General features: G+C 66.3%; 11 protein-coding genes. 7 read left to right on the forward strand and 4 right to left on the reverse strand.

Translation table 11 applies throughout. The annotated features are described in order from the left end of the window. Positions 1–50 precede the first annotated feature (50 nt). Genes HMPREF2617_RS01150 through HMPREF2617_RS01165 form a run of 4 tightly spaced genes read right to left on the reverse strand, consistent with a single transcriptional unit; the run spans position 51 to position 3,144 of the window. Positions 51–398 (reverse strand): branched-chain amino acid transporter permease, encoded by a 348-nt coding sequence (locus tag HMPREF2617_RS01150; protein ID WP_070839157.1) that lies wholly within the window; start codon positions 396–398, stop codon positions 51–53. Further along, on the reverse strand, positions 399–1,118 hold the full coding sequence (locus tag HMPREF2617_RS01155) for an AzlC family ABC transporter permease (RefSeq protein ID WP_070839160.1): 720 nt from the start codon (positions 1,116–1,118) through the stop codon (positions 399–401). Continuing rightward, positions 1,119–1,727: a YqgE/AlgH family protein gene (locus HMPREF2617_RS01160; RefSeq protein WP_070839163.1), complete on the reverse strand. Its 609-nt coding sequence runs from the start codon at positions 1,725–1,727 to the stop codon at positions 1,119–1,121. It abuts the gene before it with no gap. Continuing rightward, positions 1,720–3,144 (reverse strand): CCA tRNA nucleotidyltransferase, encoded by a 1,425-nt coding sequence (locus tag HMPREF2617_RS01165; RefSeq protein WP_246821669.1) that lies wholly within the window; start codon positions 3,142–3,144, stop codon positions 1,720–1,722. Before HMPREF2617_RS01165 ends, HMPREF2617_RS01160 begins: the two co-directional genes overlap by 8 nt. 129 nt (positions 3,145–3,273) lie before the next feature. Here HMPREF2617_RS01165 and HMPREF2617_RS12210 point away from each other — a divergent pair, with 129 nt between their 5' ends. The 7 genes from HMPREF2617_RS12210 (at position 3,274) to HMPREF2617_RS01200 (ending at position 13,160) form a co-directional block, all read left to right on the forward strand. Then, entirely contained in the window at positions 3,274–4,050 is a 777-nt protein-coding gene (locus tag HMPREF2617_RS12210) for an NUDIX hydrolase (RefSeq protein ID WP_083284711.1), read from the forward strand. Further along, the gene (locus HMPREF2617_RS01175) at positions 4,047–6,509 is read left to right on the forward strand and encodes a DUF6049 family protein (RefSeq protein WP_070568251.1); all 2,463 of its coding nucleotides are present in this window, start codon (positions 4,047–4,049) and stop codon (positions 6,507–6,509) included. The genes HMPREF2617_RS12210 and HMPREF2617_RS01175 overlap by 4 nt, the downstream gene beginning before the upstream one ends. Further along, a complete protein-coding gene (gene murJ / locus HMPREF2617_RS01180; RefSeq protein ID WP_070839166.1) occupies positions 6,506–9,931 on the forward strand; it encodes a murein biosynthesis integral membrane protein MurJ in 3,426 nt (1,141 codons plus the stop codon). The genes HMPREF2617_RS01175 and murJ overlap by 4 nt, the downstream gene beginning before the upstream one ends. A gap of 74 nt (positions 9,932–10,005) precedes the next feature. Next, a complete protein-coding gene (locus tag HMPREF2617_RS01185) occupies positions 10,006–10,572 on the forward strand; it encodes an RNA polymerase sigma factor (protein WP_070839169.1) in 567 nt (188 codons plus the stop codon). 10 nt (positions 10,573–10,582) lie between these two features. Further along, positions 10,583–11,596, forward strand: coding sequence for a thioredoxin-disulfide reductase (gene trxB, locus HMPREF2617_RS01190; protein ID WP_083323151.1), 1,014 nt, complete (start codon positions 10,583–10,585; stop codon positions 11,594–11,596). A 10-nt stretch (positions 11,597–11,606) separates the two neighbouring features. After that, complete coding sequence (gene trxA, locus HMPREF2617_RS01195) at positions 11,607–11,936, forward strand: thioredoxin (protein WP_070421904.1); 330 nt, start codon at positions 11,607–11,609, stop codon at positions 11,934–11,936. A 48-nt stretch (positions 11,937–11,984) separates the two neighbouring features. After that, entirely contained in the window at positions 11,985–13,160 is a 1,176-nt protein-coding gene (locus HMPREF2617_RS01200) for an N-acetylmuramoyl-L-alanine amidase (RefSeq protein WP_070568245.1), read from the forward strand. The last annotated feature ends 199 nt before the right edge of the window (positions 13,161–13,359 follow it).

Consider the following 13,359-nt stretch of genomic DNA (forward strand, 5'->3'; position numbering starts at 1 on the left):
AAACGTAATTTAACCGTAACGTTATCGGGTTGCCTGGCGATATAAGCGCTCTACACCACCAGGTTCACCAGCAGCATGTACACGGCGGTGCCGGCGAAGATGGAGAGGTCGGCGCGGCGTCGCCAGGCGTGGAGCACGAACGTAATCACCAAAGCCGCGAGGGCGGACCAGAAGCGGCCGGGGTTTCCGGCTTCGCCGGCGATGGTGTACACGACCAGGACGGTCATCACGCCGACGGGCATGAGGACGGCAAGGAAGTCGATGAACGGGCTGCCCTTGAGGTACCGCGTGAGCGCGAACGGCAGGGCGCGCAGCAGGAACGTCACGATGCCGGCCGGGATGATCACGGCGGCCGCCATGCCGAGGGTGACGCCGTCGGGGAGTCCGAGGGGGCTCATTTATTTCACCTGCCAGGTGAGGAGGTCGTCGATACGCGGTGCCCAGAACCGCAGCAACAGCACGCCGAAGTAGGCGAGCAGGCCGAGGATGATCATCTGGTCGGGGAAGATGAACGCAGCGACCACGGCCAGCGCGCCGGCGATGAGGGGCGCGGAGAGGTCCTTGCTGCTTTGGAATGCCTCGTAGGCGAGGACGGCGAACAGGGCGGTGAGGGCGAATTCGAAGCCTTCGATGTTCTCCGGGATGAGGTTGCCCACGAGCGCGCCGATGATGCCCGGCAGGATCCACGACGCGTTGATCAGCATCGCGCTGGTCATCAAGCGGGCATGAGTCAGGCGCGCGCCATTAGCGACGAGCGTGGACGTCAGCGCGTAGAGCTCATCGGTCACGCCGTAGGTGAGGTACAGGCGCGGCAGGCCCGGGCGCGCGACGTCGCGGGGGAAGGTGAGGCCATAGAAGATATGGCGGAAGTTCACCATGAACGCGGTCAGGGCGGAGGAGAACACTCCGAACCCGCTGGTCACCATGCCGATGGCGAGGAATTCCATCGAGCCGGAATAGATAATGACGGAGAAGATCGGCGCCCACCACCACGCGAAACCCGCTTGCGTGACCAGCAATCCGAACGCCAGCCCGAGCGGCACCAAGCCGAGGCAGACGAGCCATGAGTCCTTCAGGCCGAGGCGGATCTGCCGCTTTGTTTCACGTGAAACACCCAATTAGTTGTCCTCCAGGCTCGCGGGGAACGTCGCGAACAGAGGCAAGGGCATTGCTTGGCGACGCATCACGTCCCCCCACAAATCCGTACCCGCCGGAGCGATCACGTCGGAGGGCAGTGCGGGGGCAACGAACCAGTCGCCGCGGAGGATCTCGTCGTCGAGTTGGCCCGGCTCCCACTCGGCGTAGCCGGCGAAGATGCGAACACCGTCGATGTCGGCGGCGACAAGCTCCGGGTCCACGTTGAGGTTGAGCAGCACGAGGCGGTTGGCCATGCGCTGGAAGTACGGGTTGGCGTCGATGTCCACGCCGGGGGAGGTGACGCCGAGGCAGACTGCGGCCTCGGGGCGGACGGGCCCGCCGATGTGCACGGCCTGGGGCTTGGCAGCGAGGTCGGCCCACGCGGGGATCACGTTGGCAAGCGCTGTTTCGCTGCGTCGGTTCAACACGACGCCGAGGGTGCGATCCGCGCTCTGCTCGATGATGAGCACCACGGTGCGGGCGAACTCGGGGGAGTACATGCCGGGAGCGGCGACGAGCAACATGCCCGGTTCGGGATCAGTGCGCTCCAGGGCGTTGAAGAGGCGATCGGCGTAGAAATACTCAGGCATTCTCGTTCTCCCACCAGGTTTTGAGTTCGGCGACGGCCTCGTCGTGGTCGAGCTCGCCACGCTCGAGGCGCAGTTCCTTCAGATACTTCCACGCCTTGCCAACCTCCGGGCCCGGTTTGAGGCCGAGGATCTGCATGATCTCGTTGCCATCCAGGTCCGGGCGCACGCGAGCGAGGTCCTCCTTGGCGGCGATGTCGGCGATGCGCTCCTCCAGGTGGTCGTAGGTGCGCTGGAGGCGCGCGGCCTTCCTGGGGTTGCGGGTGGTGCAGTCGGCCCGAACGAGTTTGTGAAGCTTAGGCAGCAATTCGCCGGCGTCGGTGACGTAGCGGCGCACGGCAGAATCGGTCCACTGACCCTCGCCGAAGCCGTGGAAGCGCATGTGCAAGAACACGAGCTGGCCCACGTCGGAAATGACGTGCTTCGGGTACTTCAGGGCCTTGAGGCGCTTGCGGGTCATCTTCGCGCCGACCACTTCGTGGTGGTAGAAGGTCACGCCGCCGCCTTCCTTCGGCGCGCGAGTGGCGGGTTTGCCGATGTCGTGCATGAGCGCCGCCCAGCGCAGCTTCAGGTCAGGGCCTTCGTCCGAGTCTTCAAGTTCGGTGGCCTGGCGCAGCACGGTCAGGGAGTGGCGGTAGACGTCCTTGTGCTGCATGTGCTCGTCGGTCTCGAGTTGCAGGGCAGGGATCTCGGGCAGGATGTACTCGGCAACACCGGTGGCCACGAGCAGGTCGATGCCCTCCCAGGGGCGCGAGCCGCACATGAGTTTGTCTAGCTCGGCCTGGACGCGCTCGGCGGTGATGCGCTCGATCTCGCTTGCCATGTCGCGCATCGCATCGAAGACGCGGTCGGCCACCGTAAAGCCCAGTTGGGAGACGAAGCGGGCGGCGCGCAGCATGCGCAGCGGGTCGTCGCGGAACGACACCTCCGGCTCCTGCGGGGTGTCCAGCACGCCCACGACCAGGTCAGACAGGCCGTTGACGGGGTCGTGGAAGGTGGGGGCGAGGTGGTCGTCGACAAGCGAGAGCTCGATAGCCATCGCGTTGCAGGCGAAGTCGCGGCGCACGAGGTCGCCTTCGAGGGTGTCGCCGAAGGTGACTTCGGGGTTGCGGGTGATGCCGTCGTAAAGATCGGAGCGGAACGTCGTAATTTCCACGGTTTCGCCGTGCCGGATCGCGGAGACGGTGCCGAACTCGATGCCGGTGTCCCACACTTTCTCGCCCCACTCCGCGAGAATTTCCTGGATAACCGCAGGTCGGGCGGAGGTAGTGAAGTCCAAATCGTGCACCCCGCGGCCCAGCATGGCGTCGCGGACGGAACCGCCAACAATATATAAGGACTCGCCGCGCTCGGCGAAGAGTCGGGCAAGCGGCTCCAGCAGGGCAGATTGCTTCTCGACGACCCCCTGCGCTCGGGCCATCAACGCGGCGGGGGCAAGTGGGTCGTTCGGATCGGGCATGTCGAAAAGCTTTGTCACCTTGGACACGATACCCGCCACCCCCGCGCGTGGAGTACCACAACCGGCCTGAAGCCGGATAGCATGGCACGAATGAGTGACAACACGCGGCCTGTACCGGGTCCCCCCAGCGGTAAGGGGGGATCCGGCGGGCGGCGTCGTCCGCGGAAGCGCCGCGGCGGCCAGAATAAAAACCAGCAGGGCCAAGACAAGAACCAATCAGAAGGCGGCGACAAGCCGAAGAAGAAGCAACACCGTCGCCGTAACCCGAACAACCGCCGGAGGGGCGGGCGCGGGAATCAGCGGAACCGAAACCGCAACCAGCATCGCCGTCATTCGCAGTACAACCGCCAGCACGACTCTTCGATGGAGGTGCGCGACGAGACCTCGGCCGGTGGTCTGGTGGTCTCCGGTATGGCGGAGGCTGTCGGCCCGGACGGCAAGGTAGACATGAGCCGCATCTACGTCGCGCTGATTGGCCGGCTGGATCGCCGTGGGCGGTTGTTGTGGTCGATGCCGAAGGGCCACGTCGAGGATGGCGAGCACCAGTGGCGCACCGCAGAGCGTGAGGTCTGGGAGGAGACCGGTATTACCGGCGAGGCCTTCGACACCCTGGGCACCATTGATTACTGGTTTGTGTCCGACGGAGTGCGGATCCACAAGACGGTGCACCACAACCTGCTGCGGTTTGTGGACGGCGTGTTTAACGACGAAGACCCGGAGGTCACCGAAGTGGCCTGGGTGCCCATGAGCGAGTTGATGGAGCACCTTGCGTATGCCGACGAGCGCAAACTGGCGCGTATCGCGTTTGACCGGATGCCTGAGCTGGCTCGGAAGGAAGTCGCCGCCGGAAGGTCTACCCCGCGATGATTCGGCCGATTTCCCGTCTAGCTGCGGCCGCGGTTGCGGTGGCGCTGGCGGTCCCGTCAGCGACCCCGGCTCGCGCGGTGCCTGCGGTGCCGGTGAGCCCGAAGAACCCTGAGGTTGCGGAGCAGTGGGTCAACCCGGCGGTGCGCCCGGGTGAGGGCCAGCTCGCGCGCGTGTCGCTTATCGACGCCCCCGCGGTCGTCTCCGCGCACGATCCGTTTCACGTGAAACTTCGCGTGACCAATCAGACCGACACAACCCTCGAGGGCCTCAAAGTGCTCACGCGTCGCGCCGCGCCGGTGGGCTCCGTCTCCGAGCAGCGCGTGGCCGCCGTCGCCGGGGTGGGGGAGTACAGCGTTGTGGGCGACGAGGTGGTCGTGGATACCCGGCTGCGCCCCGGCGAAAGCGCCGAGCTGTCGCTGCAGATGACCGCGCCCGGCGGCATCGGCGTGTACCCGATGATGCTGCAACTTATCGACGACACCAGCGCCACCCTGGACACCGACCGCTTCCACTTGGCCGTGCGCGGGTCGGCCGACGACGTCGAACCGGGCGGGCTGACCGCCCTGTACCCGGTCTCCGCTCCGGTGAATATCGTGCCGGGAGAGACCGGCGAGGCCCCCGAGGACCCGCCGCTGGTGCTGCAGAGCGACGCACTGGCGGAACAACTCGCGCCCGGCGGGCGCTTGGACACCCTGGTGGAGCAGTACCGCAAGGCGGTGGAAACCCCTGAGGTTGGCTACGCCACCTGCATGGCGCTCGACCCGGCGCTGGTGGACACAGTGGACCGCATGACCGGCGGCTACACCGTCAGTGATTCGCGCCCCGCCGTGGTGGAGGAACCGAAGCGTCTGCGCGACAGCTGGGGTTCGAACGACGACACGCACCGCACCCCAGGGTCCGGGGCCGAGGACGCGAAGGCGTGGCTGGACAAAGTGCGCGAGATCGCCGCGACCGGCTGCACCGTGGCGCTGCCGTGGGCGAACGCGGACCTCAACGCGGTGGCGCGTACGGGTGATCCGTGGCTGATGCGCGAGGCCGTCGAGCGCGGCCCGTTTGTGCTGCAGCGGGTGCTGGGCACGGCAGGCACGATCAATACGGTGGTCGCCGGCACCGGCTACATCGAGGCGGGCGCCGGGCCGGCGCTTGGCTGGGCGGACCACACCCGCTCCACGGTGTTCGACGGCGGGATGCACGCCGCGTGGGAGGCGGCCCAAGCTGACAGCGCGCCCGACGCCGAAGCCAACTCCCACCAGAGCGCGCTCGAACGCGCGGAGCTCGCAGACTTCTCGGGCGCGGCGGCGCCGGTGCCGGAGGTGCCGGTGCAGGTGCTCGTCGCAAAGCCTGCGGATGCGCAACGTTTCACGTGGAACACTGCCGGCGTGATGGAGGTCGGGTACCAGGATTCGCTGGCCGCGGTGCTAGCGGCGACGGGGGAGCACCCGGACACGCCGGGGTATTCCAACCCGGGCCTGCGTTTCGACTACACCCGGGATTCCAATACCGCGCGCGATGTCAACGCCGCCGCAGCGATGCGGCTTGCCGCCCAGAGCGCCACCACGGGTGAGGGCGACGCACCGACCCAACCCGTGATGATCAACCCACCGGCAACGTGGGACGCGAAAACCGCCGCGGTGCTCCTGGGCACGGTCGCGGGCCTGATCGCCGACGGAACCTCCCGCCCGATCTCGTTCGGCGACTACCTCGCCGCCCCGCCGGAGGTCCCACCCGCCGACACCACGGCCACATTCTCGGACCCCGCCGCCTTCACCGACGCAGAAATCTTGCAGGTCACGCAGCAAAACAGCTTCATCAACGACATCACCGCGCTCATGGCAAACGACCCCGCCATCGCGCTGACCCGCTACGGCTTCACCCTGCCACTGCGCCGCGACATGCTCGTCGCGCTCAGCACCAACAGACGCAGGGCACTTTCGCTTTACGACGACGCCGTGCGCGCCACCGGCGACCGCCTCGCCGCCAGCCGGGCAACGCTGAACGATCTGCGCGATTCCGTGACGTTAATCCCGCCGGGGAACGTGTACACCAGGGCGTCGTCGTCAAGCCCACTGCTCATCGTCGCCCAAAACGGAATGCCGCTGCCGGTGCACACCCAGATCCGCTACTGGGGGCCCGACGGCGCGAAACTGAACGTACCGGGGACGCTGAAAATCCCCGCACGCGGCTCCGTCACCGTCCAGATGACCGCCGACCTGCCCGACAACAACCGCGGCACCGACCTGCAGCTTTACCTCGCGGGTGCCTCGGCCCAACCGATCTCGCGCCCGGTGGACATCTCCGTGCGCACCGCCGGGCTCCAACTCGGCGGGTGGGCGCTCGCCGGCGCGCTGATCGCCGCGATGCTAGCGCTCCTGCTCATCACCCGCAGGAAAGCACCGCCGAACAGGCGCCCGACCAAACGCCCACCGCCCAGCAACCCACGTGAACGGAGACAGCCGTGACAGCACAGGACAACAGCCAGCCCGAGGCTGGCCTGCGCCGCCGCATCGTCGCCCCGGCACCCCCGGCGCCAGTACCGGCCCCGCGCGAGCCGAAGCCGCCCACGCCGGCGGCAACCGGCCTGCCGGACAAGTCCCTGCTGACCACCAGCCCCAAGGGCGAGACCATCGCCCCGCCGCCGACGGCTGACGACGCCGCCGCAGTCGCCACAGCCGCGACAAGCGTTGCGGTCGCCGAGCCCGCTGAGCCTGCCGAGGACACCAAACCGAGCGAGGGCGAAAAGGTCGTCCGCGCCACCGGCTCGATGGCGATTGCCACGCTGATCTCGCGCATCACCGGCTTCATCCGCACCGTGCTCATCGGTGCGGCGCTCGGCGAGGTTGTCGCCTCCGCGTTCAACACCGCCAACACGCTGCCGAACCTGATCACAGAGATCGTGCTCGGCTCCGTGCTCACCGCACTCGTCGTGCCGGTGCTCGTCCGCGCGGAGAAAGAGGACGCCGACCACGGCGCCGCCTTCATCCGTCGCCTGTTCACGCTCACGCTGACACTGATGACGGTGGTCACGCTGCTCGCCGTCGTCGGTGCGCCGTGGCTGACCGAGATGATGCTGGACGAGGACTCCACAGGCAACCTCGTCCAAACCACATCCTTTGCCTACCTGCTGCTGCCGCAGATCTTCTTCTACGGCATGTTCTCCCTGTTCATGGCCATCCTGAACACGAAGGAACACTTCCGGCCGGGCGCATGGGCACCGGTGGCCAACAACGTCGTGTCTATTGCGGTGCTGGTGGCGTATATGGCGTTGCCGGGGACGTTGAATCCGGCGGCGCCGTCGTCGATAAGCAATCCGCACGTCATGCTGCTTGGCCTGGGCACCACCGCGGGCGTGGTGGTGCAGTGCCTGATCATGCTGCCCGCACTGCGCAAACTGGGCATCGACCTGCGACCGCTGTGGGGGATCGACGAGCGCCTCAAGCAGTTCGGCGGCATGGCCCTGGCCATCATCACCTACGTGGCGATCAGCCAGCTGGGCTACGTGATCACCACCCGCATCGCGTTCGCGGCGGACCCGGCGGCACAGTTCATCTACCAACAGCACTGGATGCTGCTGCAGATGCCATACGGCATCATCGGCGTGACCCTGCTGACCGCGATCATGCCGCGCCTGTCGCGCAACGCCGCCGACGGCGACGACAAGGCTGTCGTGCACGACCTGACCATGGGCACCAAACTGACGTTTATCGCCCTGCTGCCGATCATCGTGTTCATGACCGCGCTCGGCCCCGACATCGCCAGCGCCCTGTTCGCCTACGGCTCATTTAGCGACGAAGCCGCCTACACCCTCGGCCTGACCATCAGCGCCGCCGCGTTCACGCTCATCCCGTACGCGCTGGTCATGCTGCACCTGCGTGTGTTCTACGCGCGCGAGGAAGCCTGGACGCCGACGTTCATCATCGCCGGCATCACCGGCACCAAAATTGCGCTGTCCATGCTGGCGCCGACCATCGCGAGCGAGCCGGGCCACGTGGTCATCCTGCTCGGTGCGGCTAACGGCTTCGGCTTTGTCGCCGGCGCGATCATCGGTGCGCTGCTGCTGCGCCGCAAACTGGGCACCCTGCAGTCCCGCGAGGTGCTACGCACGTCCCTGTGGGCCATCGGTGCGTCCGCCGTCGGTGTTGCCGCGGTGTTCGGCGTGCGCTGGTTGCTTCGCGACGTCGCCGGCCTCCACCTCCCGGAAGCCCTTGGGCGCATGATCGGTGCGCCGTCGCTGGGATCGCTGATCGAGATCGCATTGCTCGGCGTGCTGTTCCTCATCGTCACCGGCGTCGTGCTGTCGCGCTCCGGCCTGCCTGAGGTGCAGAACCTGGGCTCCGCCGTGGGCCGCATTCCGGGCCTGGGCCGGTTCATCACCGCGGATGCCGACCGCGGCCTCGAAGTGGGCCAGGTGGACCCGCGCGAGATGTCCAACCAGTTCCTCGCCGCCGACACCTTCAACGCCTCCCCGGTACCACCGCCGATGTCCGCCGGTGTCGTCCGCGGCCCACGCCTCGTGCCGGGTGCGTCCGTGTCCGACGGCCGCTTCCGACTCATCCGCGACCACGGCGCCACCTCCAGCGCCCGCTTCTGGCAGGCCCGCGAGATTGCAACCGGCCGCGACGTCGCCCTGACGTTCGTGGACACCACCGGTGCCGCCCCCATGGCGCCCGCCACCCCGCGCGAGGCCGCCCTGCAGGCCGCGGGCATCGCGCGCCGTACCCGCCAGCTGGTCAACATGCACCTGCCGGCGCTGCCGGACCACGTGGAGATCCTGTCGTTCCGCTCCGGCGCCGTTGTGGTGTCCGACTGGATCGAGGGCTCCTCGGTGAAGGCTGTTGCGGAGTCGGGCCAGACGCTGCACACGGAGGCCGTCGCCAATGCACTCGTGCCGCTGGCTGCTGCGCTGGCCACCGCGCACGAGGCCGGCGTGCCGCTGGGTCTGGACAACCGCCAGCAGTTGCGCATTGATACAGACGGCATCGTGCGCCTCGCATTCCCGGCCGTCCTGCCGGATGCGACAAAGCCGACCGACGCCGAGGCGTTCGCCGCCGCCCTGGAGTTGCTGACCTCCAACGTCACCTCCGACGACCTTGCCGAGATCACCGCACGCACGCGAGCGCTTGTCGACGCCGACGCCGTCGACCAAGCCGCCTTCCGCGAAATCGCCACCGCCCTGAAGGAAGCAGCCAACCTGCCGGGCTCGCGCCGCCACAGCGAGGAAGACGACACCCCGACCGACACCATCCCCGTCGTCGAGGTGCCCGAGTCCGTCGAGCCCGTGCCCGAGCACGTGGAGGACCCGGACGTCATCCACGGTGGCTTCGGCAGCGGCCGCACCAAGCCGTTGACAATCGCGCTGGTCACCCTGGTGGCCGTGGCTGCCGCAGTGGCGATCGGTGTGCTGACGACCTACCTGGTGGACATCGTCTCCGGGGAGGAAGAAGAGGAAGCCGTCGCGACATCCTCCGTGGCGCCCGCCCCTCGCGTACCGGTGCTCATTGCACCGCTGGAGGCCACTGCTGCTGACTCTGCTGGCTCTTCCGGCTCTGATGCCCACGCCGCCGTTGACGGTGATCGGACCACGAAGTGGGAGGTCGGAGGGGATCTCGTCGTCAAGCAAAGCAACGGTCAGCCGTTCGACCTCGAGCAAGTGCTTATCGACGCCTCCGGCGCAACCGGCGCAACCTTCACCATCTCCGGCGTGCCCGCGGGTGGTCAAGCGCCTGTGGTGCTGTCGGAGGGCACGGTGCGCACCGGCCAGATCAGTGCCGATGTGGACTACACCGGCGCGCTGACCGAGGTGATCATCTCCTTCACCCCGGCGGAACAGAAACCGCTCGAAATTTCGGAAGTTTCGTTGGCAGGGCATGTGGATGTCCAATAGATTGTGCAATTGACCCCTTCCCTTCCGGGGAGGGGTCGTGCACACTGGGGGTCAACACTTTTCTGGGGGGAATCATGGATTACCGCAATGACCGGGCTATAGTCGCCCAATACCTCGACGGAGACCGACGAGCGTTCAGGCAGATCGTCAAACGCCACCACAAAGCCATGTACTACGTGGCCCGCAACTACACGCGCAACGACCAAGACGCGCAGGACATCGTCCAGGACGCGTTCTTCAAGGCGGCACGCAGCCTGCACACCTACCGCGGGGAAGCGAAGCTATCCACGTGGCTGCACCGTATGACCATCAACGCCGCCATCGACCACCAACGCAAGTTCACGCGCGCGGGCGCACAGGCGAGTCTTGACGACGACGCCGTGGCCGTCAGCAGCGACATGAACAAATACCTCGCCTACAACCCCATGGAGGCCATGGAACGCACCATCGCGATGCGCCAGGCGCTCAACGTGTTGCCGTCGGGGCAGCGTAAGGCACTGTGGCTGATCGATGTCGCAGGCATGTCCGTCGAGCACGCCGCCCACGAATTAGGCGTGAAACCGGGCACCGTGAAGTCCCGGAGATACCGTGCCCGAGAGGCTGTAGCTGCAGCAATCGGGGAGAGGTTAACAAGCAGCTAGACTCACCGATATGAACTTCTCCGGATTCAATTTCGTTACCCCGCAGACCGACGAAAGCGGCGATTCCGCAACGGAACCCGCCACCGCCCGCACCGATGTAGACACCATCCACGATGTGATCATCATCGGCTCCGGACCGGCCGGCTACACCGCCGCGCTCTACGCCGCTCGCGCCGAGCTCAAGCCCCTCGTATTCGAGGGTTACGAGTTCGGCGGCGAACTCATGAACACCACCGACGTGGAGAACTTCCCCGGCTTCCCCGAGGGCGTGCTCGGCCCAGACCTGATGGGCAACATGCGCGAGCAGGCCGAAAAGTTTGGTGCAGACCTGCGCCCTGAACTGGTAGACCGCGTGGACTTCTCCGGCGAGATTAAGAAGGTGTTCGTGGACGACGAGGAGTTCCACGCCCGCGCCGTCATCCTTGCCACCGGTGCAGCCCCACGCCACCTGGGCATCCCGGGCGAGGCCGAACTGACCGGCCGTGGCGTGTCCACCTGCGCCACCTGCGACGGTTTCTTCTTCAAAGACCAGCACATCGCCGTCGTCGGTGGTGGCGACTCCGCAATGGAGGAAGCAACCTTCCTGACCAAGTTTGGCTACAAGGTCACCCTGATCCACCGTTCGGAGAACTTCCGTGCCTCCGCCATCATGCTGGAGCGCGCAAAGCAGAACGAGAAGATCGAGTTTGTCACCAACACCGTCGTCGAGTCCGTCGTTGAGGCAGACGGCAAGGTTGGCGGACTGAACGTACGCAACGTGGAAACCGGCGAAGAGTCCGTCCTGGATGCCACCGCGTTGTTCGTTGCTATCGGCCACGACCCGCGCTCCGGGTTCCTCGAGGGCCAGGTTGCTGTAGACGAGGGCGGTTACGTTTCGGTGGAGGATCCGTCGACACGCACCAGCGTCGCCGGCGTGTTCGCCTGCGGTGACCTGGTGGACAAGACATACCGTCAGGCCATCACGGCGGCTGGTTCGGGCTGCCGTGCCGCGTTGGACGCACAGCACTATCTCGCGGAGCTGTAAACTAACGGCCATGAGCGCACCAGTAGATGTCACCCAGGCCACCTTCAAGAGCGAGGTCATCGAGTCCGACACCCCGGTTCTCGTGGACTTCTGGGCAGAGTGGTGCGGCCCGTGCCGCAAACTCTCCCCGTTGCTCGATGAGATCGCGTCGGAGATGGCAGGCCAGGTTAAGGTAGCCAAGGTCAACGTGGACAACGAGCGCACCCTGGGCGCAATGTTCCAGGTCATGTCCATTCCGACCGTGCTGCTGTTCAAGGACGGCAAGCGCGTCGACGAGTTTGTGGGTCTGCGTCCGAAGTCGGAGATCGTCGCTAAGATCCAGGCGCAGCTCGACGCGTAAGCTGTTGTAGTTGGTTTTGTTTTTTCGACCGGGAAAGTTAGGTGCTTAGTGCAAGACTTGCTGCACGTTGGCGACTCCAGCTCGCGGGTTGCCGAGGTTCGGTTGTCGCTGGCCCGCCTCGGTCTCCTCGACGGATACGAAGGCGAAATCGATAGCACGCGTCGCTTCACCGAAAGCGAGATGCTTTTCGACGACACCCTCGCCGAAGCCCTCAAAGCCTTCCAACAATCTCGCGGCATTTTGCCGTCTGGCTCCATCGACGACCTGACGCTCCGCGAGCTGCGCGAAGCCTCCTACACGTTGGGCGCGCGCGTGCTGAGCTACCAGCCGGGCCAAGAAATGGTCGGCGACGACGTGGGCCAGCTGCAGACACAGCTTCACGAGCTCGGCTTTTACTCCAACCGCATCGACGGCCGCTTCGGCCCCGCGACCTACGAAGCGTTGATGAACTACCAGTTGAACTCCGGTTTGGAGGACGACGGTGTCTGCGGCCCCGACACGTTGCATGCATTGTCCCTGCTTGGCCGCCGCATCACCGGAGGTTCCGCCCAGGCGATCCGTGAGCGCGAAACCGTCCGCCAGGCCGGCCCGAACCTCGCCGGTAAGCGCGTAGTCATCGACCCTGACCTCGGTGGTTCCGACAAGGGCCTGGTTGTGGAGGGCCCGTATGGTCCCATCACGGAGGAGGAGATCCTCTGGGACCTCGCCCAGCGCATCGAGGGCCGCATGGTCGCCACCGGCATGGAAACCATCCTGTCCCGCCCGCGCGGCGACAACCCGTCCAACAAGCACCGCGCCGACCTGGCCAACGGCTTCAACGCCGACCTGCTGATCTCACTGCGTCTGGATTCCTACCCAAACGAGAAGGCCAACGGCGTTGCCACCTTCTACTTCGGCTCCGAGCACGGCAGCTCCTCGATGACCGGCGAAACCCTGTCCGGTTACATCCAGCGCGAGATCGCTGCCCGCACTGACCTGCAGAATTGCCGCAACCACGCCCGCACCTGGGAGATGCTGCGGATGACCCGCATGCCGTCGGTGGAGCTCGTGGCCGGCTACCTCACCAACCCAGGCGACCTGGCCGTACTTACCGACCCCGCCCAGCGCGACGCCATCGCCGAAGCCGTCGTCGTCGCCGTGAAGCGCCTCTACCTGCTGGACCACGACACCCGCCCGACAGGCACCTACTCCTTCAAGGAGCTACTGCGCGAAGAGCAGGCCTAACCGCCGGTTGTTGGGCGCCGCTGCGGCCCTCTCTGCCCGGCCCTTTCTGCCCAGCCCGCACGCCCAGGCTCTCGCGCCCGTTCTGGCCCCCTCGCCAAGCCGCCCAGCCTTCTCCTCCCAAGAAAGTTCCCCGTCTGGGAATCTTCTTGGCATTCCGGGCCCAAATAGTTCACTTCGCCCAGGTCGCGCCGTCGCGGGC

The organism is Corynebacterium sp. HMSC070H05, from assembly GCF_001837615.1.
GTDB classification, from domain to species: Bacteria; Actinomycetota; Actinomycetes; order Mycobacteriales; family Mycobacteriaceae; genus Corynebacterium; species Corynebacterium coyleae.

Excerpts from the sequence above, each read along its gene's own strand:
- HMPREF2617_RS01150 (WP_070839157.1), bottom strand. The coding sequence starts at position 398 with ATGAGCCCCCTCGGACTCCCCGACGGCGTCACCCTCGGCATGGCGGCC.
- HMPREF2617_RS01160 (WP_070839163.1), bottom strand. The coding sequence starts at position 1,727 with ATGCCTGAGTATTTCTACGCCGATCGCCTCTTCAACGCCCTGGAGCGC.
- HMPREF2617_RS01165 (WP_246821669.1), bottom strand. The coding sequence starts at position 3,144 with ATGGCCCGAGCGCAGGGGGTCGTCGAGAAGCAATCTGCCCTGCTGGAG.
- HMPREF2617_RS12210 (WP_083284711.1), top strand. The coding sequence starts at position 3,274 with ATGAGTGACAACACGCGGCCTGTACCGGGTCCCCCCAGCGGTAAGGGG.
- HMPREF2617_RS01175 (WP_070568251.1), top strand. The coding sequence starts at position 4,047 with ATGATTCGGCCGATTTCCCGTCTAGCTGCGGCCGCGGTTGCGGTGGCG.
- HMPREF2617_RS01185 (WP_070839169.1), top strand. The coding sequence starts at position 10,006 with ATGGATTACCGCAATGACCGGGCTATAGTCGCCCAATACCTCGACGGA.
- trxB (WP_083323151.1), top strand. The coding sequence starts at position 10,583 with ATGAACTTCTCCGGATTCAATTTCGTTACCCCGCAGACCGACGAAAGC.
- trxA (WP_070421904.1), top strand. The coding sequence starts at position 11,607 with ATGAGCGCACCAGTAGATGTCACCCAGGCCACCTTCAAGAGCGAGGTC.